The sequence below is a fragment of the Sorangium sp. So ce1036 genome, assembly GCF_051369805.1.
Taxonomy (GTDB): Bacteria; Myxococcota_A; Polyangia; order Polyangiales; family Polyangiaceae; genus Sorangium; species Sorangium cellulosum_F.
In genome coordinates this window covers 2,035,749-2,060,023 of sequence record NZ_JBBMOX010000001.1, presented here as the reverse complement: position 1 = coordinate 2,060,023, position 24,275 = coordinate 2,035,749, and the positions used below count along the sequence as shown (strand labels likewise).

Sequence of the window (24,275 nt, the reverse complement as noted above, 5' to 3'; positions counted from 1 at the left end):
GGGGATTCCCCTGCCGGGTGTTACCGTAGTCGGTCGGGCTGTTCGCGTCGCGATCGCGGGCAGGGGTTCGACGCCACGCAACGATCCTTCGAGGGAGGTAGAATGACTGCTCGACCGGTACTCTCCATCGACACATCCTTCGACATCGACAGCGCGTGGTTCGCGTCCGGCCGGACGACGCTCTACAGCCGGATGGGCGACCAGTTCTCGATCGTGCCGTTCGGGCGCGCGAGCGCGGAGCGGCGGAGGATCCTCCGTCAGATCGGGCGAGCCGAGGGCGCCGGCAACCCCTTCCGGGCGGTCGTGGTGTCGTCCCACGGCAGGCCGAGCAGCGTCATCGACGATGACTCCCCCGACGGCATCCTGGTGTCGCACGAGTGCCCGGATCAGGAGATCGAGCTCTGGGCGCGCGGTCGCATCCTGTATTTTTGCTGTCCCGAGACCGCCAGCGGTCCGCTGTTCGAGCGGCTCCTCGGCGCGGGGGCGAGGACGGTGGTCGGCTTCACGGGGAGGCCTTGCCCCGCGACCGGCGACGGCAAGTTCTTCTGGCGGCAGCTCGATCAGGAGCTCGTGACCTGCGCGCTGCACGACCAGCTCGCGCCGGGGTTCGAGAGGGCCCGGCAGCAGTTCCTCGAGCGGGTCGGCACGCGGCTCGCGACGCTCCCCCCGGGGGCGGTCCGGGACGACCTCGCGAGGATGATGGACCTGCTCCACTCGATGGTGATCCGGGGCGCCGAGAAGGGGTAGCGCCGGCAGCGCCGCATCGCCCGGGCTCGTCCCTGGTCGCGCGGGAGGCGGAGTGACCGGTCGCCCGCGGTCGATGTGCGGCATGGTACAGTGCCGCACAGATCGAGGTCAGGGAGAGCGATGCGACGCGGGCTGTCGAACGTGCTCATTGCGGCGGCGCTCCTCGGGGGGGTGGCCGGGACGGGGGACGCGCTCGCCGGCGCGCCCGCCGCGCCCGGGGCGTCGTGGTTCATGGACGGAGAGCGGCGCGTCGCGGTCGAGCGGCTCGGGCCGGCCCGGCTGGACGCGGCGGGGCGCGCGCTCGCGCCGGTGCGGCTCCGCTACGCCGACGGCCGGGCCGTGCAGGCGAGCGTGGGGGCGACCGCGATCGTGCAGATCGAGCCCGGCGCCGAGGCGTCGCTCGCGGCGGCGGGCGTGCAGGTGGTGCGGCCGCTCATGCCCGCGATCGGGCTGTGGCTCGTGCGGGACAGCGGCGGCGGCGACGGCCTCGACGTCGCCGCGCGCCTCGACGGGCCGGCGCGCGCGGGCGGCGTCCGCGCGGCGGTGCCGGACCTCCATCTCCGCCTGCGGGCCCACGGCGCGCCGTTCACGCCCGACGACCCGCGCCTGCCCGGCCAATGGTACTTCGACGACCTCGGGATGCAGGAGGCCTGGGGGCGCACGCAGGGAGACGAGGCGACATCCATCGTCGTGATCGACAACGGCTGCGATCTCGACCACCCCGACCTCGCCGCGAAGATGGATCCGGGGCGGGACGTCATCGACGGCGATGACGACCCCACCTACCACCCCGGCGAGCCGAGCGTGAACCACGGGACGGCCTGCGCGGGCCTGGTCGCGGCGGACACCGACAACGGCGAGGGCATCGCGGGCGGCTGCCCCGCCTGCAGGGTGCGGTGCGTGCGGCTGCTGAACGGCGAGGAGCAGCCGATCTCCGCCGCCGTCGACGCGTTCCAGTTCGCCCTGGAGGTGAACGCCTCCGTCGTGTCGAACAGCTGGGGCTACGCCGACGAGCTGCCCGTGCCCAGGGTGGTCGAGCAGGCGATCGATCACCTGTTCGACGCCGGGCGCGACGGGAAGGGAGCGCTCGTCCTCTTCGCCGCGGGCAACGAGGATCGGGAGCTCGGCGATGACGAGCTCCAGGCGGTGCGGGGCGTCCTCAACGTGGGCGCCGTCAACCACCTGGAGGACGCGACGCCGTTCACGAACCGCGGCGACTCGATCGATCTCGTCGCGCCGACAGGGACCTTGACCACCGACATCGCCGGGAGGGAGGGCGATACCCCGACCGACTACACGTCGCTGTTCGGGGGCACCTCGTCGGCGTGCCCGGTCGCGGCCGGCATCGCGGGGCTGCTCGTGAGCGCGGCGCCGGAGCGGACCGCGGGCGAGCTCTACGAGATCCTGATCCGCACGGCGCGGCCGGCGCCGTACGCCCTCCCGGACGAGCGCGGGCACGATCCGGTCTTCGGGCACGGGATCATCGATCCGGTCGCGGCGCTCCGGGAGGTGCTCGGGGACGACCCGCCGCCGGCCCAGGCGGGAGAGGGCAAGGCCGACGGGGACGAGGCGGAGCAGGCCGGCTGCGCGTGCGCGGCCGCCGGCGCGCCGCCGGCCGGGCGCCACCGAGGGCTCCTCCACGTGGCCGCCGCGTCCCTCGGCGCGGCCGCGCTGCTGCGCCGGCGCCGGGCGGGGCCGGCGCGGCCCGGCCAGGGGTCGCGTCAGGCGCCCGGGCCGCGCCTCGGTCAGGCGCCCGGGCCGCGCCTCGGTCAGGCGCCCGGGCCGCGCCTCTCCCGGAGCGCGTCGCGCTGCGCGAGCAGCCACGCGCGCGCCTCGCGCTCCGCCTCGAAGAACTCCAGCGGATAGGACTTCCCGGTCACGAGCTGCACGCCCTTCGTGGTGAGCGTCACGAGGACGCGCACCGAGAAGCTCGCTCCGACGAGCGCGGCGGAGTCGACGCGCGCGCTGCGCATCTCCTCCGCGGCCACCTTGCGGACCGACGCCGGGATGGCCCCCACGCGGCGCAGATCGACGAGGAACAGGATCTCGCGGCCGCTCTCCGCCATGCGCCGGAACACGGCGGCCATCTCGCGCATCATGTCCTCCGAGGCATCGCCCCGGAGCTCCATGCGCAGGATGCCGTCGGGCTCTTCACGAAGGTCGAAATGCGCGTTCCTGGGGCCGAGCTCGCTCATGCCGAGACATGCTACTACCGCGTGACTGGAGACGAAATTGCGGTGCTGAGGTCAGCCCGGCGCGCCCCGCTGCGCGACGATCGCCCTGCCCTGGCGCGCGAGGGCATAACGAATGCCGGCCTGGAGATCGCGCTGCGTCAGGAGGTTGCCCAGGTCGATCCCCTGCGCCACCAGCGTGCGGGCGACGTCGGGGGAGGCCCCGACGAGGACGCACGTGGCGCCCAGGAGCGCGGCGGCCCGCGTCGCCTGGAGCAGGCGGGCGGCCACATCGGCGTCGAGGACCGGCACGCCCGTGATGTCGAGGAGCACCGTCGCGGCCTGGTGGCGCTCGATGCCCTGGAGCAGCATCTCCAGGAGCTGGGCGCCGCGGGCGGAGTCGATGGTCCCCACGAGGGGCACCACGAGAATGCCCTCGTGGACCGGGATGACCGGCGTGGACAGCTCCTGGATGACGTCGAGGAGCTTCCGCTGCGTCGCGAGCCACGCGAGCTCCTTCTGCACCGCCACCTCGGCGCGCTTCCTCTCCGTGATGTCCTCGATCATGGTCAGGAGATAGTGAGTGACGCCGTGCGCGTCGGTGAGGGGCACCTTCACCATGTGAAGCCACCGCTCCCCCACGGCCGGCTGGGCGACGTACGCCTCGGGCACGTCCACGATCTCGCCCCTCTCGATCACGTCCCGATCCATGCGATCGAGCCGCTTGGCCTCCTCCAGTCGATGCGGGAAGAGATCGAAGACGTTCTTGCCGACGGCCTCGCTCCGGGGCATGCCGAGGATCTCCTCGTAGCGGCGGTTCATCCGGGTGATGCGGAATTCCGTCACCTCCTTGATGAGGACCGAGACCGGCACGTGGTCGAGGATGGTGTCGAGGAAGCTCTCGATGGGCGCGGCCCCTGGCTTGCTGCACGGCGCGGCGGGGCCGCAGACGCAGACGAGCGCGCCGCGCGCGCCGTCGACGCGGAGCGGCGTGACCGAGATCTCGCAGGACGACGCGCCGGGCGCGCCGCCCCGGAGCTCGATGCCGGCGTGCTCGCGCGCGCCCTCGAGGACCGCGCGGATGCCTGCGAGCACCTCCTGCGCCTCGCCGGCGAGCCCCTCGGGCGACGCGGGCAGGACGGCCGGCGAGCGCGCGAGGGACACCGGCCAGGCGGGGAGCGCGCCCTCCGCGAGGAGCTGCTCCAGGCGGAGGTTGGCGCACCGGAGCGCTCCTTTCGCATCGAAGACAGCGGCGGCCACCGGGAGCGCGCAGAGGAGCGACACGGGGTCGACGCCGAGGTGCGCGCTGTGCCCATCGAGATCTGGGGTCATTCGGGATCCTTCTGGTCCACATGAGCGGCCCGGCGCTCTCCGGGCCGGACGATCCGTCGAGCATCCTAGCCTCGCGACCCGCTCTCCGGAAGCTGGCCGGCGGGATCCCCGCCGGGGTCCGAGGACCGGCGCGACCTCATGCGCCTCTGCCTGATGCGGCCGCGGGGGAGGCGCGGGCGCACGGGGCTCAGGTCCCCTTGAAGGCGCCGACGTACCAGCTGTCCCTGTCCCAGCAGAATTCCTGGAAGCCGTCGGTCAGCGTGGTGCTGTAGACGCGGAGGTGGATCTGGCCTCCTTCCAGCCACGAGGTGGCGCCGGGCGCGCAGTTCGCCTGGAACTGGTCGGTGAGCGCCCCGGAGTACCAGCCGTCCTTGTCCCAGCAGTACTCCTGGACGCGCTTGTCGTCCCCGAGCACGTAGACGCGGAGGCTGATGTTCCCGCCCGCATACCAGGAGGTCACGCCGGGCGCGGACTGGGCCGTGTACTTGCCGTTCAGCGCCCCGACGTACCACCGGTCCTTGTCCCAGCAGTGCTCCTGGATCTTGTTGTCGGCGGACTGAGAATAGACGCGGATGTGGGCCTGGCTCCCGTCCCACCACGAGGTGGCCGCCGGCGTGGACACCGCGGCGACGTTCGCGTTCGTCAGCGCGCCCAGGTACCAGCCCTCTGGGCCGCTATCCCAGCAGAACTCCTGGATCTTGCCGTTCGAGCTCAAGGCATAGACGCGGATGTGAATCTTCGAGCCGTCCCACCAGGAGGTCGAGGTCGCCGCGTAGACGCCCGAGAACTTGTCGGAGAGGGCGCCGAGGTACCAGCCGTCCCCGTCCCAGCAAAACTCCTCCGTCTTCTTGCCCGCGTCGAGCGAGGTGGCGCGGATGTGGACCTGCCCTTCGACGTACCAGGAGGTCGCCCCCGGCGCGGAGATGGCCGAATACTTTCCGGTGAGCGCCCCCGCGTACCAGTGGTCCTCGTCCCAGCAGGACTCCTTTACGTTGCCGTCTCCCGACAGCGTGTAGACGCGGATGTGCGGCTTGCCGTCGAACCAGGACGTGGCGCTCGCGGACTGCGACAGACGATTCGAGCTCATTTTCTTGTCCTCCTCCGGTTCCCGCATCGGCGCGGGCGGCGGGGGCCGATGCAATCGACCTGCCACGGGCGGCGCACGGGCAGAGCGCCGTCCCCCGGATCGGGGCGTTTGCATGGTCGCGATATCATTCGATCGGGCGCTCCGTTTCGCCGCGATTCCTGTATCGGTGGACTCGAGGATAGGCTGTTTTGCCGGCCATTGGCCGGCCGCTGGCCGGCCTGCGTCAACCGTCGGCGGCTGGCCGGCCTCGCATCGCCGCGGCGATACGAGGATGTCCTGTCGAAAGCGATCTCCGGCCAGACTGGGCGTTCCAAGGCGCCATCGAGAGGCATCTACGCTTCCCTGCATCAAGCCGCGGAGCGTCCAACCGTCCAATGTTGGTCGATCGAGGCACGTGACTGGCGCGACGCTCGAGTCGACGAGAGCGCCGCTGTCCGCACGGGGGTGGGGCGATCACGTGCGTGCGGCGGTCACGCGGCCCCACGCCTGCGCCTGCGGCCCAGGGCCAGCGCGAGCAGCGCGGCCCCGAGCGCATGGCGCCCGCCCCCGGGCGGCGGCCCGGCGCGGCAGCCACACCCGTCGTCGCCGCCCTGCCCGGCCCCGGGCGGCGCGTCGCCGCCGCCGCCCGCGTCGCCAGCCCCTTCTTCCACGGAAGCCCGACACGCAGCCACCTCGTCCGCGGCGCCGACGCACAGCGTCGGCTTGCGCGACGCGCCCTCCTGCAGGCCGTTCACCACGATCACGGCCAGATCCTCGGCGCCGGCCGTGTCGACGAGCTCCGCGCCCGCGGCGGCGTCGCGGGCGCGCACGATCTCGCCGTACGCGCCGCCGCGCCGCGCCGCGAGCAGCAGGGTGAGGCCGTCGGCCTGCGCCGGGTCGTCCGCGGGCGCCGCGAGCGCGGCGGTCATGGTCGCGCGACCGCCGGGCCGCACCCGGAAGTACTGCGCCGACGCGTGAAAGACGCGGAGCCGGCCGGCGTGGGGCGCGGCCACGTCCTCGAGGCGGAGCCCCCGGTAGCCGTCCCCGTGGGCGTAGGAGCGCTCGGGATCCGCGGAGGAGCCGGTGAGCAGGTTCCAGGCGGCGAACTCCACGAACGCCTCGGCGAACGTCGTCTGCGCCCGCGACGAGAGCAGCGGGTCGAGCTGCTCGAACCACACCGGATCCGCCTCGCCGCCCGCGCCGTCCTCGACGCGCTCCCAGAGCGAGCGGACCGTGCCGTCCCCGTAACGCTCCTCGAGGAACTGGAAGAACAGCGCGCTCCCGTAGCTGAACACGTCGACGGGGCCTGTCATGGGCACGTCGAGCGATCGATCGGTGTTCGCCAGGTAGCCGTCGATGAAGCCCTCGAAATCCTCCAGCGAGGGGTCGAACGACTCGGTCGCCCAGACCGCGGTGCCCTCCGACAGCACCGTGCCCTGCTCGGTGTCGTAGGCCGCCTGCACGGCGTGGAAGAGCTCGTGGCTCCCGAGGATCCGGTTCGCGGTGCGCGTCGACGGGTAGTCGTAATCGCGGTAGTCGTTCTCCTGGGTCATGAAGCCGATACAGAGGTCCTTGCCGCCCACGGCGCAGGCGTCGGTGCGGAACACCCCGTCGCCGACCCCGGTGAAGTCGACGAGGTAGACGTCGAACCGGCCATCGCCGCCGTTGTCGGAGAGGCCCTCGTCGCTCCGCGGAGGCCGGAAGCCGAGCACGTCGCGGTAATGGACGATCACCTCGTCGTAGATGGCGGCCACCTCCTCGACGAAATCGGGGATGCCCGTCGCGTCGGCGTCGGCGTCGGGCACCGCATTGCGCCCCCCGCGCGCGAAATGGATCAGAAAGCTCCCGGAGGCCGACGCGAAGGTCTCGACCGCGTCCTCCGGATCGAAGCGGTACTCGAGGCGCGTATCGCGCGTGTCGGGCCGCTCGAGCGGCGCGGCGCCGGGCCCGTGGAGCGGCCCCGGGTCAAGCTCGCCGGCGCCGCACGCCGCGAGCGCCGGCGCCAGCAGGGCCGCGGCGCGGACGGCGCAGCGACACCCGGCCTTGCGCGGCGTCACGGGAGGAAGGCCCACCGGATCTGGAAGTTGGCGGCGCCGGAGTCCGCCACCGACACCGCCCCCGTCTCGTTGCACTCCGCCTGGGCTTCGTCGCTGTAGAAGTGGGTGACGGTCAGCTTGAGCCTCCGGCCGTCGTCGAGCGCGAGGACGTAGACCGTGCCGCTCATCTCCACGCAGCGGGAGTAAGTCCAGTAGCCGGAGAGCGCCGTCGCGGGGGCCCCCAGCCCGGAGCCGTCCGGGATGAGGTCGCAGCTGTCGGTGAAATACTCGTCGGTGCGGAGCCGCAGATCGTCGGGGGCCGCGGCGATCGTGTCGTAGCCCGGCGTGCCCGGGAGCCGCGCCGCCTTGACGCAGGACGGCCCGGAGTGGCCGCTGTTGATGCGCACCACGTAGCGCCGGAAGGCGATGTCCCAGTCCATCGAGCCGAGCGACGCCTCGTCGGAGATCTCGACCTTCTCGAGGCCGCTGTCCGTGAACCGCGCATAGACGTAGGCGTCGGGATCGGAGGCGAAGGCGCCGCCCGCGGTGGCGTCGATGAAGGAGCGGAACCCCGCGCCGTCCGGCTCGTTGCGCACCTCGCCGGGCGCCACGGTCGACTGGAGGCTCATCTGCTGGAAGACCTGGTCCTCGCACGGCACCGGCGTCGGCTCCGAGCACGCGAGCCCCGACGCGGCGCCGCCCCCCGCGCCCGCGCCGCCCTCGGGCGGATCGGCGGGCGAGCCGCAGGCGCAGAGCGCGAGGAGGGCGAGACCGGCGGCGAGGAGCGCGGAGGACGACGGCATGGTCGGCAGCGTAACAAAAAAGCCGGGTCCGGGGGCGCCGGCGCCCCCGCGCTACGGCGCGCCGCTGCGCCGGTAAAGCCACCAGTCCCCGACGTGGTCGACCGGGACGATGCTCGGGTCCCTCGCGAAGAGGTGATCCGCCCCTGCCCGCCGGCGCACGAGGAACCAGTCGAAGAAGGCGCCGTGGCGCCGCACGTCGAACTTCTGCGGGGTCCACTCCCAGCGGAGCGGCGTGGGCGGCGGGACGACGGCGCCCGGCTCCGCGCGGGGCCGGTAGGCCACGGGCGAGGCGTCCCAGACGGCGAAATGGAAGCTGAGCCAGCCGCCCCGCGTGGCCTGCACCCAGGCCGGGAGGTGGAGGAATGGCGTCGTCGTCCGGGTCGAGCCGCCGTGATCGAAGACGAGGTAGAGCAGCCTGGGCGCGGGCGGGATGCGGGCGATGAGGGCGTCGAAATCCCGGGTGCTCCGGTCGAAGCGGCGGTAGTTGTCCTCCGCGACGGAGGCGACGCCGATCGCCGCGGCCGAGAGCGCGAGCACGGCCGGCACCCTGAGCCAGGGCGATCGCGGCAGGTCGGGGAAGGCGCCGAGGGCGAGGAACAGGGCCGCGACGATCTCGCGCGGGTAGACGTACCACCAGAGGCCGATCTCGAGCGGCAGGCTCAGGAAGAGGCCCAGGAACACGGCCGCGCAGGCGACCGGGACGACGGCCGCGCAGCGCGCGAACGTCCGCTGCCGGACGGCCGATCCGGGCGACGGCGCGGGGCCCGCGAGGACGCCGACGCGCGCGAGCCGCGCCGCGGCGCCGGCGGCGCACAGGAGCAGCGCGGCGAGGACGAGGCGCGCCGCCCGCCCGGCCGCCGCGGCCTCGGCGGGATCGGTGAAGCTCGTGAACAGGAGCGACGGGATCTCGCCGAGCCGCGCCCAGCGGAGCGCGAACGTGACGGCCTCGCCGCGCAGGGCGTCGGTCCGGGCGAGGAGCCACGCCGCGAAGAGGACCAGCGAGGGCGCGAGCGGGAGCGCGATGGGCCGGAGCCGCCGCGTCGCCGGGAACACGACGACCGCGGTCCCCACCACGGCGGCGAGCGCGAACGGGAAGCGGAAGATGTGGGTGAAGAACAGCGCGACGAGCGCGAGCGCGAGCGCGATCTGCCGGCCGCGCGAGGGGCGGTCGAGGAGCAGGAGGGTCAGGCCGACGACCATCGCGAAGAGGCCGAGCGCGCCCATGTGGTTGAGGAAGCCCCAGTGGGTGAGGTTGCACCAGACGAGGCCGAGGCCGAGGACGCCGAGGAGGGGGCTCCTCTTGAGGCCGTGGAAGAGGACGGCGAGGCCGGCGGGCAGGAGCGCGAGCATCGCCGCCGCCGCGACCTTCACCGCGGCCACGGGGGAGAGGACGAGCATGAGCAGCGCGCCCAGCGCGTACATGGACATGTACGGGACCGCGAGCGGCTGGAGCGTGAACTGCTCGCGGAAGTGCCACGCGGGGTCGAGGTAGTGCCTGAACACCGCGGTCTGGGCCGCGTGGAACGGGAGGTCGGTCATCGGCGGGTAGCGGACGACCGCGAGCGGGACGGCGATCACGTAGACCGACGTGGCGACCACGACGAGCGCGAGCGCGGCGCCGAGCGGCGCGCGGCGCGCGGCGCTCAGCGCGGCGCGCGCGGCGCGGCGGAGCGGGCCGAGGCGCCACGCCGTCCGGCGTCGCGGGGCCGTCGGCCGCGCCTCCGGGGTTACCGGGGGAGAGCGCAGCTCAGCGGTCCCCTTCCACGAGCGCTCCCGGCTCGTCTTCCGGCGCGGCCTCCCGTCCGGTCGCCCCCGCGGCGCTCGCGAGCTGCGCCTCGAGCGCCGCGACGCGCTCCAGCGCCGCCTCCTTCGCCGCGCGCTCCGCCTCCTTCGCCGCGCGCTCCGCCTCCGCGGCGGTCGGGAAGAGCGCCTCGCCCTCGGGCCCCGTGGCCAGCCGCAGGCGCGCCTCTTCCCCTGCGCCGATCACCCGCAGCCAGCAGCCGAGCACGCGCGCGTGGATCCGATCGACGTTCGTCGTCTCCACCCGGACGAAGCCGCGCGTCTTCAGCCTCCGGTACCGCTGCCAGCGCACCCGATCGCGGCCCTTGTCCCAGTCGGGATCGAAGATCACGAGCTCCTTCACCCCGAGCTCCCGGTAGCGCGCGGGCGCGTCCACGTAGTCCTTGTACGGATCCTCGGACGAGACGACCTCGAGCGCGAAGCTCGGCGCGATCCCGGTCTCCCAGACCTTCCAGCTCCGCACCCGCCGGCCGGGCGGAACGCCGGGCAGCACGTACACGTCCGGCGCCACGACCTTGGACGGATCGAACTGCCGGTAATAGATGAACTGGTCTGCCCCCACGAACCTCGGTCGCCCGAGCTCGATGTACCAGCGCTCGATCAGCGGACGGAGGAGCTCCACGATCCACGTCTGAAGGGAGTCCTCCCCCATCTTCTTCTCCACCGGATAGAACGTCGGGTCGTGCCCCCTGCCGCCGCGGTGCGTCCGCCGCTGGACCTGCCTGTGCGCCTCGGTCGACATGCCCCTAGCCTACCCGAGCCCCGCGCGCGCATCGACCCGCCCTGCGCGACGCGGTGGTGGGGCGAGCGCCCCCTCTCGCGGGAGCGCCATCGACGATAGGCTGCCCGCACCTTGCTCCCCCCGCGCCCCGCCCCCCGCCCCACCGATCTGCGCGGCCTCCCGTCCGCGTCGCGCCTCGAGCGCCGCGTCGCGCTCGCCGTGACCGCGGTCGCGACGGCGTGGTTCACGCTCGTCGCGGCGTGGGAGATGTTCGGGCCCATCCTCGCCGGCCACTACGCGTCGTCGGCGGGCGTCGGGATCATCGCGGACAACATGCTCCGCTGGAAGATCCTCGGGCCCGTGTGGGAGTACACCGCGAGCCGGCCCGCGCCGGCGATGTACTACTGCCATCACCCGTGGGGGATCTTCTGGACGACGGCCGCGTTCATGGAGGTCCTCGGCCGGCACGACATGGTCTGCCGCCTCCCGGCCGTCCTGCTGAGCGCCGCGACGCCGCCCCTGCTCCACGCGATCGGCCGGAGCGTCTACCGCCCCGCGGCGGGCGCCGCCGCGGCGGCGGCGTTCGTCGTCCTGCCGATCACCCTGTCGTTCGCGAGCTTCAACGCGCTCGAGGTGCCGGTGATCGCGTGGACGCTGCTCGGGCTCCTCGGGTATGTCCGGATGACGCAGACGTCCCGGCGCCGCTACCTCGCGGTGAGCGCGCTCGGGCTCACGCTCGGGATGAACGCGGACTGGCCGGCGTTCGTGCTCACGGGCGGGCTGCTCGCGTTCGGCGCGCTCAGGGCCTACGCGCTCCCGCGGCGCGTCTTCGGCCCGATCCACGAGCGGCGCTACGCCGCGTGGTGGGTGCTCACCGCCTCCCTGGCCGCGCTGACCGCCGCGCTCTACGTCGCCCTCTTCCACGCGAGCGGCAAGCTCGGCGATCTGCTCTCGAGCTACGGGTTCCGCTCCTCGGGCAACGCCGCGCCGCTCGGCGAGGTGCTCGCGAGCCGGCGCACCTGGATCGAGCTCTCGTTCACGCCGGTCGCGATCGCCGCCGGCAAGCTCGCGGCGGTCGTCTCCGTCGCGCGGCTCGCCCTGCTCCGGCGCGAGCACGACGCGCTGCCGCTGCTCTTCCTCGCGATGGCGACGGTGCAGTACGTCGTCTTCCGCCAGGGCGCGGACATCCACATCTTCTGGCCGCACTACTTCGGGGCGTACTTCGCCCTCGCCGCCGCCGTGCTCGTGGACAGCGGCGCGGCGCTGCTCGAGCGCGCCGCCGCGCGGCGCGACCCCGCGGGCGCGCCCCGCCCCGCGGGGCCGGCGCTCGCGGCGCTCGGGGTGTGGCTCGTGCCGCTCGCCGTGATCCTGCGCGACGGGATCCCGGCCCTGCGGTACGCGCGCGAGACGGGCGGGCGCTTCAACGAGCGGGGGCACCTCATCCACTCCGACGGGGCGAAGACGGCCTTCCTGCGCTGGCTCGCGCCGAGGCTCCGGGAGGACGCGCCGGTCGAGCTGCACGAGGGGATGAAGGCCACCTGGGCCCAGGTGTGGGCGCTCGGCGGGCGCGTCGTGACGCCGAACCGGCCCGCGCCGAGGGTCGAGCCGCGCGGGGCCTACGTGGTGGACACGCGCTTCCTGTCCGACCGGGAGCAGGCGAGCCTCGCGCGGCGCTTCGACATCACGGCGGTGGGGCCGTTCTGGGCGATGGGCGCGGGCCTCGGGGCGAGCGCCGGCGCGGGGCGCGGCATCGAGGCGTCCTCGTTCCGCGAGCGGGAGCCGGGGCTCCTCACCTGGTACCTCGTCTCGGGCACCGAGCCCGAGCGCGAGATCGTGCCGGATCCGTTCCTCACGTGGGAGCTCCGGACGCACTTCGAGCAACCGGCCGAGCCGCCGGCGGGGCCGCCGGAGACGCTGGATCAGAAGCGGATCGCGCACAACATCGCGCTCTCCGCGGGCGACGGCGCGAGCGCGGCCGCGCTCCGCGCGGAGATCGACGCCGCGCTCACGCCGCTCGGGGCGCGGTTCGACGACGGCACGGAGATCCTCGGGACCACGTACCACGAGGGCGCGCGCTCGCTGCTCACCCTCTTCGTGCGGGCGGGCGGCCCGGCGGCGAGCGACGTGACGCTCGCGGTGCGCTCGCGGGTGGTGGAGCGCGCCCCGCTGTCCACGACGATGGCGGACCCGCTCTACCGCGAGGTCGGCCTCCCGACGGCGATCTCGCCGCAGCGATGGAGGGCGGGCTTCCTCTACGCCGATCCGGTGCCGATCCGGAAGCGGCCCGGGACCGAGGTGTTCTGGGCGTCCCTGAGGTCCCGTGCGCCGGGTCGCGCGCCGAAGCTCCTCGACCGCGGCGGCGCGTCGGAGGTCGAGGTGCTGCGGCTGCGCTGAGCCGGGGGCGCGCTTGCATCCTCGTGGACAAGGGCCTGCCTTCCGGTTTTAGCTTCGGGCATGAGCTCTCGCCGAACGGGTCCAGTCCTGCTCTTCGCGCTCATGGCGGGCTGCGCCGCGCCGCCGCCCGCCCAGCGGCCTTCGCCCGCATCGCCGGCGCAGGCCGCGCCGCCCGCGCAGGCCGCGCCGCCCGCGCAGGCCGCGCCGCCGGCGCGCGGGAGCACGACGGCCCCGGCGGCGGCAGGCGCCTCGCCCGCTGCCGGGGAGGCGCCCCCGCCGGGCGCGCCGGTCCCCGCGGATCCCCGGCCGGCGGCGCGGGGAGCCGCGGCCCCGAAGTCCTCCGCCCGCGGCTGGAGCGCGCGGCCCGGCGCGGCCACCGCGACCGGGACGCTGGCGGGCAACATCACCGAGGCGGACATCCGCGATGTGGTGGAGAAGCACGGGGAGCTGTTCGACGCGTGTTACCAGGTGGGGATGAAGAGCTCCCCGAAGTTCGTGGCGAAGGTGACCGTGAAGGCGACCATCGGGCCGAGCGGTCGGGTCAACAGGGCAGATGTCGTGAGGTCGACCGCGAAGAACTCGCAAGTCGACGCCTGCGTGGCCGATGCGTTCGAGAGGATGCTGTTCCCTCCCCCGAAGGGCGGGATGACGACCGTCGTCACCTTCCCCATCGAGTTCAGCGGCGTCGAGCTCGTGCAGCCCTGAGTCGAGCTCGCGCAGCCCTGAGGAGGGGGCCCCGCTGAGCACGGACGCCCGGGTATCCGCGGCGCCTCGGCGGGTGGCAGCGGCAGATCGGCCGCGCGGCCCGTCGGCGCGTGGCGCTTTGCGACACCCCTGGCGGTCTTCCCGCGCGCGCGGGACAGCGCGCCACCGAGTACGAACGAACCCGCCTCGCGATCGGTCTTCCTTCCCGCGCGCGCGGGACAGCGCTCACCGACGGCGCCGCACGCCGCGCCGTCGGCCCGGCCGCCGGGAGCGCGGCGCAGCCTGGGGCACGAAAGGTGCTTAACCCGACGCGAACGACGCAGAGGCCTGCAACGACCGAGGGCGAGCCGACTGACCTACCCTGCGGGGCGCGACCAGCAGACAGCCGAGGCAGACCACGCTCCCGTACCGCATCGGCGTCCGGCGCAGCGCGCCCCGCGGGCACAGGAGGCCTTCGAGATCAAGAACGCCGGCGACGGCACGGGGAAGCCAGCATGGATCGAATGGAAGTTCAGCGGGATGTCCGGGGCGCCATCGCGATGGCGTATGAGCTCTCGCGCCACGAGCACGTGCAGCACAAGGAGCACGTGGCCCGGGCGCTCGGCGAGCTCAAGGACGAGCTCGCGCGCATCGAGGCGAAGCTCGGAGGCGAGCGCGTGGGCGAGGTCTCCGCGGACGGGTTGCCGTCCGTGCTCAGGCACGTCCAAGGGCTCGTGGACGACGCGGGGACGGTGGTCGGCGATCAGATCAAGGCGTTGATCCGGAGCGTCGAGCGCATCGCCGGGGACATCACCGCGAGCCGGCCCGAGCCGCCGTCTTAGCTCTACTGCGGGAAGTCGGCCTGGAAAGCGAACCGCCATGCCGCCAAGGGCGCCAAGAATCAAGGGGAATAGGAGGGGGAAACGCTGGGACGGCCCTCCCCCTCGCCTCTTGCTGGCGTGTTGGCGGCCTTGGCGACTTGGCGGTTCTTCTGCTGATCCGGGGCAACTTCCCGCAGCGGTGCTAGCACGTGGTGGCCCGGGGTCGTCCCTGGTTCCGTGAGGGGGAATTCGTCCCGCGTCCGCACGCCCTCGGCTCGTTCACTCGCGGATCCAGCCAGTGACGCGCGGTACGTGGCGAGCCCGCCAGACATCCAGCGACGCGCCGAGCTCCACGCCGCTCGCCCCGGTCCGCTCATGCGGCCCGGCGGCGGCTGCCGTCTGGCAGCGCCGTCACGGTCCGGTAGAGCGCCTCGTACTTCGCGACCATCGCGGCCGCGCTGAAGCGCTCCCGCGCGCGGCGCGCGCAGGCGGCGCGGTCGAAATGCGCGAGCCCCCTCGCGGCCGCGATCAGGCGCTCGACGTCCCCCGGCTCCGCCAGGAACCCCGTGACGCCCTCGTCGACGATCTCGGGGAAGGAGCCGCGAGCGAAGCCGAGCACCGGGGTGCCGCAGAGCATCGCCTCGATGGCGATGAGCCCGAACGGCTCCTCCCACTCCAGCGGGCAGAGGAGCCCCCGCGCCCCGCGCAGGAGGGAGATCTTGCGATCGTGATCGACCTCGCCGAGCTCTAGGCCCCCACCCCGCCGGAGCCGTGGGACCACCTCCTCGGCGTAGTAGGCATGGTCCTGGGGGTGCGCGCGGCCCGCGAGCTTGATCGGCAGTCCCGCGGCCTCCGCGACGTCGACCGCGGTGTGCGTCCCCTTCTCCGGGGCGAACCGACCGATGTGCGCGAGGTAGCCCTCGTCGCCGAGGCTCGGCGGGTAGCGCGACGGCGAGACGCCGTGGTGGATGACGCACGAGCGGGGGAGATCGATCTCGAGCGAGCGCTGCCGCTCGCTGATGGCGACATACATGATCTCCGGGAACCGCGCGTAGATGCGCGATCGCTCGTCGCAGCGCGCGTGGTGGATCGTGTGAACGACAGGCACACGGACCGAGCGGGTGAAGAGGATGCCCACCGGGCTGCTCAGTTGGAGCACGTCGAGCCCGTCCTCTCGCGCGATCTCGGAGATCGCCCAGGCGGCGTGGTTGGCCTCATCCTCCAGCGCCGGGGGCCAGCACGCGGTCGGGTAAAGCGCCCTGCGGCGACCGCTGACCACCGAATCCCCCGTCGCGTAGAGCGTCACCTCGTGCCCTCGCGCCGATAGCCCCTCGGCGAGCTCGTAGCAGAACAGCTCGGTCCCTCCGTACCCCGACGGCGGCACCCGGATGAAGGGCGTGGAGATGATCGCAATGCGCATGCTTGTCGCTCCTCGGCCGCCGCGCCGCAATCGAGCCCTCACGTTCGGGCAGGAATCGCGGCCAGTCCATGCCAGCCGCCCCCACTTCAATGAACATGCCAGAAAAAAACGTCCCGTCCGTGCTCTCGCCTCTCTTCGGGCGCGCGAAGCGCGCACGAGGGCCTCGGCCCGCCGCGAGCGCGGCCGGGCAGCCGCTGCGATCGACGGGCAGCCGCTGCGGCCGAGGGACGTCCGCCGGGGTGCGCGGCCGGTCAGCGCTCGAGGTAAATCTCGAAGTCCTCGATGAGCACCGCGAGCCGGTAGCGGTCGGCGAGGAGCCCCGCGAGCGCGGGGAACCCGTCCAGCGTGTCGCGCGAGTCGAGCGCGTCGCCGGTCACCGACGGGAAGACGTCGCGGCGCTCGACCACGATCGCGGCCGGCGGGCTCGCGGCGAGGTCGCGCATCAGCGCGTCGCGCGCCTCCTCCCGGGCCCACGCCGCGCGCTGCGGGACGTTGTAGAGGTAGCGCGTCGACGGCGTCCGATCGGCGAGATCGTAGATCACCGGCTCGAAGCCCCACACGAAGATGGGCCGGCCCGGCGCGACCCGCTCGCGCACCCACGCGGCGACCGCGCGGTTCGCCGCGGCGTTGACGTCGGCGACCGAGGCGAGGCGATCGAGCCGGTCGAGATCCCTCGCGCCCCCGGCGAGCAGCGCGATCCGCTCGGCGCAGCGCTCGAGGTAGCCGTCGGCCACGTCCTTGGTCGCGGAGCGGGCGAAGGCGGCGACGACGAGCGCCGCGCCCAGCGCGGCGGCGGCGAGCGCGCCGCGCCGGACGCACCGCTGCCACGCCTTCCAGAGCCCGAGCGCCGCGAGCATCGCGGTGAGCGGCCAGGTCGCGCCGTAGTGGTACGGGAAGAACTTCGCCTGCATCACCACGCCGACGAGGTGCATCGCGATCACGCCCGAGAGCAGCGCGACCGCCGCCCGCTCGTGGCGCTCCGGGTGCAGCGCGACCAGGCAGGCGAGGCCCAGCGCGATCGGGCCGGAGTAGCGCACGAGCCACTCGCTGACCCCGTGCCACGCCATCTCGAGCACGCCCGCGTCCTGCCAGCCGAGCGCGGTGTAGTGCGGCGTGAAGACGAAGAGGACCTCCCACAGATCGCCGAGCGCCCCCTCCGCGGCGAACCACGCGACGCAGGCGAGCCCGGGCAGCACACCGCCCAGGGCGATGAGCAGGGCGGGCCGGAGCGCGTCCCGGAGGAGCGCGGGCGTGGACGCCGCCGCCCGCCCGGCCTCGTCGCCGGGCGAAGGGGGCGGGGCGGCGCGCCGCGCCGCGCGCCGCGCGAGATCCGCGATCGCGGGCGCGCCCAGCGCCGCGGCGAGCACGACGCCGCCGCCCGCGAGCGGCGGCTTGAGCAGGCCGGCGGCGCCGAAGAGCGCGCCGGCCACGACGAGCGCCGCCGCGGTCGGCGAGGGCCGCGGCGCGCCGGCGCTGCCGCGCGGCGTGGCGGCGAGCAGGGCGAAGAAGGTGAGCATGCCGCCGAACGACTCGGGCTGGGCCGTGTGCCAGAAATCGAGCTGGGCGTGCACGAGCACGGCGAGCGCAGCGGCGACCACGCCGATCCGGCGATCGCCGAAGGCGCGCCCGGCGAACGACGCCATCGCGAGGCACATGCCGGTGAGGCCGAGGACCTCGAGGACGCGGATGCCCCACTGCGCCGGGCCGAAGAGGGCGCGCGCGAGCGCGTAGAGGACGAAGATGCCGGGCGGCTTGAAGTCGAACGCGTCGCGGTACGGCATGCCGCCGTCGAGCACCGTGCGCGCGACCATGGCGTAGATGCCCTGATCGCGGCCGAAGCCGTAGGTCAGGATCTGCAGCAGGAAGAACGCGATCACGCCGAGCGAGAACGCCTCGAGCGCCGGCGCGCCCGCGACGCGCGCCCGCGCCAGCGCCGGCGACGACGGCAGGCGCTCGCGCGCGGTGTCGCTCGAGGTGGCCCGGGGACAGCGGGCCGCGGTCGCATCCGGCGCGGCGTCACGCACCGGGGTCTTTTACCGGGTCGGGCGCGCCAGCGTCTACGCAGGATTCCCGCCGTCCTGCGTCGGGGGGCGCGGCGGCCGCGTGCGGCGCGCCCTCGCCGGGGCGGCCCGCCCCCGCCGGCTGGCCGGCGGATGGGCGCGGCGCGGCGCCTCGGCTGGCCGCGGGGTGTCAGGGCGCGGCGCGGCCCGGAGTGTCCGCGCCCTGCGGCCGCGCGCTGACAGAGGATGTACATCGGGCGAACATGTGCCGTTGCTCTCGAAGGGCGGGCAGCGTATACGACCGTGCCGCTCTGCCCTGAGAAACGGGCGCTCGCGGCGGCGCACATTGGAGGAGCGAGAAGCGATGGTGGATGTTCGCATGCCACAGCTCGGCGAGAGCGTGCTCGAGGGGACCGTGTCGAGGTGGCTCGTGCGCGAGGGCGATTTCGTCAAGCGCGAGCAGCCGCTGCTCGAGGTCGCGACCGACAAGGCAGACACGGAGATCCCGGCGCCGACAGCGGGGCGCGTCGCGCGGATCGCGGTGGCGGAAGGGACCATCGTCGCCAAGGAGGGCCTGCTCTGCCAGATCGATGAGACGGCGGAGGCGGAGGCCCAGCCGGCCCAGGGCGCGGGCGCCGCCGCCGAGGCGCGGCCCGCGGCGCCGGCGCCGGGCAGCAACGGGCACGACGAGGGCGCCCGTCCCCTGTCGAGCCCCTCGACGAAGAAGCTTGCGCGCGAGTCGGGCGTCGACCTGCGCGAGGTGCAGGGGACAGGCGACCGCGGCCGGATCACCCGCGACGACGTGATGCGCGCGGCGCAGGGCGCGGCGAGCCCGGCGGCCGCCGCGGCGAGCCCGGCGTACCCGGCGGCCGCCGCGGCGAGCCCGGCGGCGGAGCTGTCGCAGCTCATCCAGGCGAGCGGCGGGTTCGTCCCGCCGGTCCCCGGCGTCGGGTTCGGCGCGTACAAGGTGCCGCCCTACACGCCCAGGCCGGGCGACAAGGTGGTGCCCTTCAGCCGGCGGCGCCGCATCACCGCGGACCACATGGTCTATTCCAAGGTGACGTCGCCGCACGTGGTGACGGTCGCCGAGGTCGACCTCCACGAGACGTCGAAGCTGCGCGACCAGCACAAGGACGCGTTCAAGAAGGCGGGCTCGTCGCTGACGTTCCTGTCCTTCGTGTGCGCCGCGGCCGTCCGCGCGCTGCGGGAGCACCCCGAGTTCAACGCGCGCGTGCTCGAGAACTCGTACGTGGTGCTGCGCGACGTCAACCTCGGCGTGGCGGTGGACACGCCAGGCGGCCTCATCGTCCCGAGCATCAAGCAGGCGGACGAGCTCTCGCTCCGCGGCATCGCGCGGAGCATCGACGAGCTGGCGGGGCGCGCGAAGTCCGGCAAGATCACGGCCGACGATCTCGCGAACACGACGTTCACGGTCTCGAACCCCGGCCTGAAGGGCAACCTGTTCGGCGGCGCGATCATCTCGCAGCCGAACGTCGGCATCCTCAGGATGGGCGAGATCAAGAAGCGCGTCGTGGTGGTCACGAAGGACAAGGAGGACTCGATCGCGATCCACCCGGTCATGTTCCTCGCCCTGTCGTACGACCACCGCATCATCGACGGGGTGCTGGCGAACTCGTTCCTCTGGCGCGTCGCCGACATCCTTTCACGCGGGGAGTTCGAGGTATGAGCGTGAAGAGCGACGTGCAGGGCTTGCGGGCGCTGAGCGAGGTCGATCCGGAGATCGCCGAGCTCATCCGGAGAGAGGAGCGGCGGGAGGCGGACACGCTCCGGCTGATCGCGAGCGAGAACTACGTGTCTCGGGCGGTGCTCGAGGCGACGGGCTCGGTGCTGACGAACAAGTACTCCGAGGGCTACCCGCACAAGCGCTATTACGAGGGCCAGCAGCAGATCGACGTCGTCGAGGAGCTCGCGCGCACGCGGGTGGCGAAGCTGTTCGGGGCCGAGCACGTGAACGTGCAGCCCTACTCGGGCAGCCCGGCCAACCTCGCCGTCTACCTCGCCTTCCTGCAGGCCGGCGACACGATCATGGGCCTGGGCCTGCCCGCGGGCGGGCACCTGACCCACGGCTGGACGGTGAGCATCACCGGGAAGTACTTCAAGAGCGTGCCGTACGGCGTGCGCGAGGGCGATCACCGCATCGACCTGGATCAGGTCCGCGATCTCGCGCGCGAGCACCGGCCGAAGCTCATCTGGTGCGGGACGACGGCGTACCCGCGCACGCTCGACTTCGCCGCGTTCCGGGCGATCGCGGACGAGGTGGGGGCGATCCTGGCGGCGGACATCGCCCACATCGCGGGGCTCGTGGCCGGCGGGGCGCACCCGTCGCCGGTGGGCATCGCGGACGTGGTGACGTCGACGACGCACAAGACGTTCCGGGGCCCGCGCGGCGCGATGATCCTGTGCAAGAAGGAGCACGCGAGCGCGATCGACAAGGCGGTGTTCCCGGGCCTCCAGGGCGGGCCGCACAACCACACGACGGCGGCCATCGCGGTCGCGGCGAAGGAGGCGTCGGAGGACGGCTTCCGGGCCTACGCGAAGCAGATCGTGGAGAACGCGAAGGCGCTCGGGCGCGCGCTGGAGGCGCGCGGCTTCCGGCTCATCACCGGCGGGACCGACAACCACCTCCTGCTCATCGACATGACGCCGAAGGGGATCGGGGGGAAGCCCTACGCGCAGGCGCTCGATCGCGCGGGCATCGTCGCCAACTACAACTCGATCCCGTTCGATCCGCGCAAGCCGTTCGATCCGTCGGGGCTGCGCATCGGCACGCCCGCGGTGACGTCGCGCGGCATGGGCGTCGCCGAGATGGAGCGCCTGGCGGGCTGGATGGACGAGGTGGCGCAGCACATGAACGACGAGGCGCGCCTCGCCCGGATCGCCGCCGAGGTCGAGGAGCTCTGCCGCGGCTTCCCTGCGCCCGGCATCCGCCTGTAGACCTGTAGATCGGCCGCCCTCCCACCACGCCACTTTCAGATCAGCGCGGGTAGGTGCCGGCGCCGGGCGCGTCGTCCGGCGCCCGGCTCCGTGTCGCATCGCCTCCTTGGCGCGGGCCTCGCTGTGGGGGAGGCCTCGCCGGGGGCTTACGCCGGTAGATGGGTCCACCGTCCGCCCCAATCCCGTCAGACGCGAGATGGGCACGTATCCGAAGCGGGAGGCCGCTCGCTACTTCACGTAGAGCTGGGCTGCGGCGACGCCGGAGCCGGCGGTGGCCTTGACGATGATCTTGGCGTTGATGCCCACCGGCAACGACCAGCGGTAACAGTTGCCACGGCCGCCGAGCGAGGCGTTGGAGCCGCTCGAGTTGTCCTGCGCCAGCACCGACGAGCCCATCGGGATCGGGGTCAGCGCCACGAGGCTGATGTCGAGCTCGGTGATCCCCGCGCCCACGCCGAGGACCGTGTAGCACTTGCCGGGCATCAGCTGGATCGGATGCTCCAGGGTCTGCCCGGCGCTGAACTGGCCCGCAATCGGTCCCCCCTCCTTCGTCATGCCCTGCGCCTCGCTCGCGGCAAGGGCGTTCAGAGGGATGGTCGCGGCCGAAGCGAGGTTCGGATCGATCGGCGTGGCGCCGCCCGCCGTGCTCCCACCCCCGCTCGGCGCAGGCTGGCCGCCGGGCTGCTGACCCCCAGGGAGCGGGAACGGCCACGGAAAGCCGCCAGGCTGCGCGGGCTGCTGCGGCGCAGGTTGCTGCGGCGCAGGCTGCTGCGGCGCGGGCTGCTGCGGCGCGGGCTGCTGCGGCGCAGGTTGCTGAGGGTACGGCTGCTGGTAGCCAGGCTGCTGCGGGTACGGCTGCTGGTAGCCGGGCTGCTGCGGGTACGGCTGCTGGTAGCCAGGCTGCTGCGGGTACGGCTGCTGGTAACCAGGCTGGCTCGCATAGCTCGGCGGCGGGGATGCCTCTCGCTGTTGACAACCGACGGCGAGGGCTGCGGTGAGGATGATGCCAGGCAAGACGCCCATCGTACGGAGCAAAAGAACCTCCTCAGACTCTGCGGCGGAACGCCGCGTTCATTCTCACTGACGCGCCCCCGACGCAACGGGTCCCTCGCAGCGAGCTCCCCGGAGCAACCCCCCGGCGCCCGATCCACCGAGCTCCGAGGTCGTCCGCCGGATGTCGCTTTGGACGGGCAACGCCCCCGCTTTCATCGCATCCACCCGGCGGAATCATGCCGCTTCCGCCACGATTTCCGGGCCCCGAAGCGCCCAGCCGCGGCTGGCCACGAGAAAAAAGTGAGGTAGCCTACGGCATGACCGACCACGGCTCCCGTGCGAAGTTCGATCGTCCCGGAGAGTTCTCGCAGCGGTTTCTCGAGCGGGAAATTCTGGCGAGCGCCGGCATGGGGATTGCGGCCGACAGGGCGCAGCTCCACCTTGGGCGCGCGGTCTCCTTCCTGGAGCAGGGAATGCTGCGGGAGGCGCTGGTCGCGGCCAACTCCGCCGCCTACCTCGACGATGCGGTCCGTCCCGAGGCGCTCCTCGTCGCGCGCATGTGCATCCTGCGCGAGCTCGCCGGCGGGCCCGGCGGCTGAACGACAGACGGCCGCGCTCTGCCCTGGAGCCGCCGCGCCCTGCCCTGGAGCCGCCGCGCTCTGCCCTGGAGCCGCCGCGCTCTGCTCAGGTCGGCCCCGCGAGACGCCTCGCACATAGCCCCCAGCCGCTGTCGGGTGTATGAGCGCCCGTGAGCACAGTTGTCCCCGGAAGCGGAGCCGCAGAGTGCGGCACGGCCGTGCTCGAGGAGGGCGCAGATGACGGTGACGGGTAGGTCGTTGGGTTCAGCAATGCTCTTGGCTCTGGCGGCGGCGCTGGGCTGCGGCGGCGGCAAGGAGCCGGAGTTCGCGGACGACACCCCCCCGGACGCGGGGACGCCGCCGCCCCCGCAGCCGACCGCGTCCGTCCCGCCCCCGGACGCCGGCCTCCCCCCGGCCACGGTGCCCACCGCTGCGCCCTGCGATGGAGTCCAGTCCCTCGCGATGACCACGATGTTCCAGGGCCGCGCCCCCGGCGAGGCGCCGAGGATGCAGCCGGAAGGGACGCCCGTGTGCAACGTGGTGCCCGAGGGACAGACGGCCTCCGGGCAAACCTTCATGCTCCAGCCGGGCCACTGCTACACGTTCCTGGCGCAGGCGCTCCCCACGGTCACCGAGGTCGATCTCCAGCTCGAGCTCGACCTCAACGCCGGAGGCCAGCCGGCGCTCGCCGCGCTCAACCTGAAACCGGTGCTCGCCGTCGACTCGGACACCGGCCCGACAGCCGCCATCGGTGCCAAGCAGAGCTGCTACCAATGGCCCTTCCCGATCCCCGCCACGGTCAAGCTGGTTGTCAAGGCGCGCACCGGCTCGGGCCCGGTCGCAGCCCAGGCCTACAGCCGCAAGAAGTGAGCTCCGCGCGGGCCGCGCCGCGCCCCGCGCCCCGCGCCGAGGAGCCGTCGGGGCGCGGCGGGCCGAGGAGCCGTCGAGGCGCGGCGGGCCGGATGGCCTCCTGCCGCCACGGGCGCCCCGCGCGGAGCCTCGCGCCCCGGGCACGGAGAGCCCCGGCCGCCCGGAGCGCGGTTCCCCCCCCGCCTCCGGTACGAGCCCCCCCGAGCGGCGGTCACCCGCACAGGAGACGGGTCCAGCTCGGCGTTTTCGGCGCGGAAGCGCACTCCAGTGCGCTGAGCACCGAAAACGTCGAGATGGGCCCGTATCCGAAGCGGGTGACCGCCGCTCCCGCTCGAGCAGGAACGGCCACGTTGCCGTGGCCGCTCTGCGCTCCGCGGTGAGATCCGGCAGGCTACAGGAGCGCGTCCTTGATGGCCTTGATCGGCCGAGCCCGGACCGACTTGCTCGCCGGCTTGGCGGCGAACGTCATCGGCTGCTTGGTAAACGGGTTGATCCCCTGGCGCGCCTTCGTCGCAGGGCGCTTGACCACCCGGAACTTCGCGAAGCCCGGCAGCGTGAACACGCCCGACTTCTTGAGCTCGCGATGACCGATCGTGATGAGGGACTCGAGAACGTTCTTCACCTGCTTGCGGCTCAGCTCATCACCGGCAGCTTCGGTGATGGCCTGGATCAGGCCGCTCTTGCTCAACGTCTTCTTCGCGCCGCCCCCGGCCGTCTTCTTGGTTGCCATGGCACTCTCCTCGGACATGAGCTCGCGCGCGACACCTCGTCGCGCACAGCCTTAGCGAACCTTACACACGGCACAGGACAAAAAAAGACAAAACTGCGGGGAGAAATCGCGATTTCTGAGCTCGGGCATCGCGCGGACCCCTGAAAGGCCGCGC

The 24,275-nt window shown here is 73.2% G+C and carries 20 protein-coding genes; 9 read left to right on the top strand and 11 right to left on the bottom strand.

From position 1 onward, the window contains the following. The first annotated feature begins 102 nt into the window (after positions 1–102). Together WMF31_RS07755 and WMF31_RS07750 are read left to right on the top strand one after the other, a co-directional pair. Positions 103–747 carry a hypothetical protein gene (locus tag WMF31_RS07755; RefSeq protein ID WP_436601317.1) on the top strand — a complete coding sequence of 215 codons (645 nt, stop codon included), beginning with the start codon at positions 103–105 and terminating at the stop codon, positions 745–747. A gap of 120 nt (positions 748–867) precedes the next feature. Next, positions 868–2,613, top strand: a complete 1,746-nt coding sequence (locus WMF31_RS07750) for a S8 family peptidase (protein ID WP_436601316.1) — start codon at positions 868–870, stop codon at positions 2,611–2,613. Here WMF31_RS07750 and WMF31_RS07745 read toward each other — a convergent pair. From WMF31_RS07745 to WMF31_RS07715, 7 genes are all read right to left on the bottom strand, one after another. Beyond that, on the bottom strand, positions 2,517–2,942 hold the full coding sequence (locus WMF31_RS07745) for an STAS/SEC14 domain-containing protein (protein ID WP_436601315.1): 426 nt from the start codon (positions 2,940–2,942) through the stop codon (positions 2,517–2,519). The two genes, WMF31_RS07750 and WMF31_RS07745, sit on opposite strands and share 97 nt — an antisense overlap. A gap of 51 nt (positions 2,943–2,993) precedes the next feature. After that, positions 2,994–4,250, bottom strand: coding sequence for a PAS domain-containing protein (locus WMF31_RS07740; RefSeq protein ID WP_436601314.1), 1,257 nt, complete (start codon positions 4,248–4,250; stop codon positions 2,994–2,996). A 187-nt stretch (positions 4,251–4,437) separates the two neighbouring features. Beyond that, positions 4,438–5,337, bottom strand: a complete 900-nt coding sequence (locus WMF31_RS07735) for a hypothetical protein (protein ID WP_436601313.1) — start codon at positions 5,335–5,337, stop codon at positions 4,438–4,440. A gap of 470 nt (positions 5,338–5,807) precedes the next feature. Then, positions 5,808–7,388, bottom strand: coding sequence for an MXAN_6640 family putative metalloprotease (locus WMF31_RS07730; RefSeq protein ID WP_436601312.1), 1,581 nt, complete (start codon positions 7,386–7,388; stop codon positions 5,808–5,810). Further along, the gene (locus tag WMF31_RS07725) at positions 7,370–8,155 is read right to left on the bottom strand and encodes an HmuY family protein (protein WP_436601311.1); all 786 of its coding nucleotides are present in this window, start codon (positions 8,153–8,155) and stop codon (positions 7,370–7,372) included. The genes WMF31_RS07730 and WMF31_RS07725 overlap by 19 nt, the downstream gene beginning before the upstream one ends. A 51-nt stretch (positions 8,156–8,206) precedes the next feature. Then, complete coding sequence (locus WMF31_RS07720; protein WP_436601310.1) at positions 8,207–9,754, bottom strand: hypothetical protein; 1,548 nt, start codon at positions 9,752–9,754, stop codon at positions 8,207–8,209. 148 nt (positions 9,755–9,902) lie between these two features. Continuing rightward, positions 9,903–10,697 (bottom strand): Uma2 family endonuclease, encoded by a 795-nt coding sequence (locus WMF31_RS07715; protein ID WP_436601309.1) that lies wholly within the window; start codon positions 10,695–10,697, stop codon positions 9,903–9,905. 111 nt (positions 10,698–10,808) lie between these two features. Between WMF31_RS07715 and WMF31_RS07710 the strand changes: the two genes are divergently transcribed. The 3 genes from WMF31_RS07710 (at position 10,809) to WMF31_RS07700 (ending at position 14,596) form a co-directional block, all read left to right on the top strand. After that, the gene (locus WMF31_RS07710) at positions 10,809–13,070 is read left to right on the top strand and encodes a glycosyltransferase family 39 protein (protein WP_436601308.1); all 2,262 of its coding nucleotides are present in this window, start codon (positions 10,809–10,811) and stop codon (positions 13,068–13,070) included. A gap of 60 nt (positions 13,071–13,130) precedes the next feature. Next, a complete protein-coding gene (locus WMF31_RS07705; protein ID WP_436601307.1) occupies positions 13,131–13,775 on the top strand; it encodes a TonB family protein in 645 nt (214 codons plus the stop codon). Positions 13,776–14,269: 494 nt separating this feature from the next. Then, a complete protein-coding gene (locus WMF31_RS07700) occupies positions 14,270–14,596 on the top strand; it encodes a hypothetical protein (RefSeq protein WP_436601306.1) in 327 nt (108 codons plus the stop codon). A 352-nt stretch (positions 14,597–14,948) separates the two neighbouring features. On the opposite strand, the gene WMF31_RS07695 is transcribed toward WMF31_RS07700, so the two are convergent. After that, the gene (locus WMF31_RS07695) at positions 14,949–15,995 is read right to left on the bottom strand and encodes a glycosyltransferase family 4 protein (RefSeq protein ID WP_436601305.1); all 1,047 of its coding nucleotides are present in this window, start codon (positions 15,993–15,995) and stop codon (positions 14,949–14,951) included. 251 nt (positions 15,996–16,246) lie between these two features. Beyond that, positions 16,247–18,019 (bottom strand): glycosyltransferase family 39 protein, encoded by a 1,773-nt coding sequence (locus WMF31_RS07690; RefSeq protein WP_436601304.1) that lies wholly within the window; start codon positions 18,017–18,019, stop codon positions 16,247–16,249. Positions 18,020–18,359: 340 nt separating this feature from the next. Here WMF31_RS07690 and WMF31_RS07685 point away from each other — a divergent pair, with 340 nt between their 5' ends. After that, positions 18,360–19,682, top strand: a complete 1,323-nt coding sequence (locus WMF31_RS07685; RefSeq protein WP_436601303.1) for a dihydrolipoamide acetyltransferase family protein — start codon at positions 18,360–18,362, stop codon at positions 19,680–19,682. Continuing rightward, the gene (gene glyA / locus WMF31_RS07680) at positions 19,679–20,950 is read left to right on the top strand and encodes a serine hydroxymethyltransferase (protein ID WP_129352287.1); all 1,272 of its coding nucleotides are present in this window, start codon (positions 19,679–19,681) and stop codon (positions 20,948–20,950) included. Before WMF31_RS07685 ends, glyA begins: the two co-directional genes overlap by 4 nt. 228 nt (positions 20,951–21,178) lie before the next feature. On the opposite strand, the gene WMF31_RS07675 is transcribed toward glyA, so the two are convergent. Continuing rightward, positions 21,179–21,985 (bottom strand): hypothetical protein, encoded by an 807-nt coding sequence (locus tag WMF31_RS07675; protein WP_436601302.1) that lies wholly within the window; start codon positions 21,983–21,985, stop codon positions 21,179–21,181. 275 nt (positions 21,986–22,260) lie between these two features. Between WMF31_RS07675 and WMF31_RS07670 the strand changes: the two genes are divergently transcribed. Together WMF31_RS07670 and WMF31_RS07665 are read left to right on the top strand one after the other, a co-directional pair. Further along, positions 22,261–22,542: a hypothetical protein gene (locus WMF31_RS07670; protein ID WP_129352289.1), complete on the top strand. Its 282-nt coding sequence runs from the start codon at positions 22,261–22,263 to the stop codon at positions 22,540–22,542. A gap of 249 nt (positions 22,543–22,791) precedes the next feature. Further along, positions 22,792–23,391: a hypothetical protein gene (locus tag WMF31_RS07665; protein WP_436601301.1), complete on the top strand. Its 600-nt coding sequence runs from the start codon at positions 22,792–22,794 to the stop codon at positions 23,389–23,391. A 391-nt stretch (positions 23,392–23,782) separates the two neighbouring features. Here the strand turns inward: WMF31_RS07665 and WMF31_RS07660 are convergent, their stop codons facing one another. Beyond that, complete coding sequence (locus WMF31_RS07660) at positions 23,783–24,121, bottom strand: HU family DNA-binding protein (RefSeq protein ID WP_020739698.1); 339 nt, start codon at positions 24,119–24,121, stop codon at positions 23,783–23,785. Positions 24,122–24,275: the final 154 nt, after the last annotated feature.

Excerpts from the sequence above, each read along its gene's own strand:
- WMF31_RS07755 (WP_436601317.1), top strand. The coding sequence starts at position 103 with ATGACTGCTCGACCGGTACTCTCCATCGACACATCCTTCGACATCGAC.
- WMF31_RS07750 (WP_436601316.1), top strand. The coding sequence starts at position 868 with ATGCGACGCGGGCTGTCGAACGTGCTCATTGCGGCGGCGCTCCTCGGG.
- WMF31_RS07745 (WP_436601315.1), bottom strand. The coding sequence starts at position 2,942 with ATGAGCGAGCTCGGCCCCAGGAACGCGCATTTCGACCTTCGTGAAGAG.
- WMF31_RS07740 (WP_436601314.1), bottom strand. The coding sequence starts at position 4,250 with ATGACCCCAGATCTCGATGGGCACAGCGCGCACCTCGGCGTCGACCCC.
- WMF31_RS07735 (WP_436601313.1), bottom strand. The coding sequence starts at position 5,337 with ATGAGCTCGAATCGTCTGTCGCAGTCCGCGAGCGCCACGTCCTGGTTC.
- WMF31_RS07725 (WP_436601311.1), bottom strand. The coding sequence starts at position 8,155 with ATGCCGTCGTCCTCCGCGCTCCTCGCCGCCGGTCTCGCCCTCCTCGCG.
- WMF31_RS07715 (WP_436601309.1), bottom strand. The coding sequence starts at position 10,697 with ATGTCGACCGAGGCGCACAGGCAGGTCCAGCGGCGGACGCACCGCGGC.
- WMF31_RS07705 (WP_436601307.1), top strand. The coding sequence starts at position 13,131 with ATGAGCTCTCGCCGAACGGGTCCAGTCCTGCTCTTCGCGCTCATGGCG.
- WMF31_RS07700 (WP_436601306.1), top strand. The coding sequence starts at position 14,270 with ATGGATCGAATGGAAGTTCAGCGGGATGTCCGGGGCGCCATCGCGATG.
- WMF31_RS07695 (WP_436601305.1), bottom strand. The coding sequence starts at position 15,995 with ATGCGCATTGCGATCATCTCCACGCCCTTCATCCGGGTGCCGCCGTCG.
- WMF31_RS07685 (WP_436601303.1), top strand. The coding sequence starts at position 18,360 with ATGGTGGATGTTCGCATGCCACAGCTCGGCGAGAGCGTGCTCGAGGGG.
- glyA (WP_129352287.1), top strand. The coding sequence starts at position 19,679 with ATGAGCGTGAAGAGCGACGTGCAGGGCTTGCGGGCGCTGAGCGAGGTC.
- WMF31_RS07670 (WP_129352289.1), top strand. The coding sequence starts at position 22,261 with ATGACCGACCACGGCTCCCGTGCGAAGTTCGATCGTCCCGGAGAGTTC.
- WMF31_RS07665 (WP_436601301.1), top strand. The coding sequence starts at position 22,792 with ATGCTCTTGGCTCTGGCGGCGGCGCTGGGCTGCGGCGGCGGCAAGGAG.
- WMF31_RS07660 (WP_020739698.1), bottom strand. The coding sequence starts at position 24,121 with ATGGCAACCAAGAAGACGGCCGGGGGCGGCGCGAAGAAGACGTTGAGC.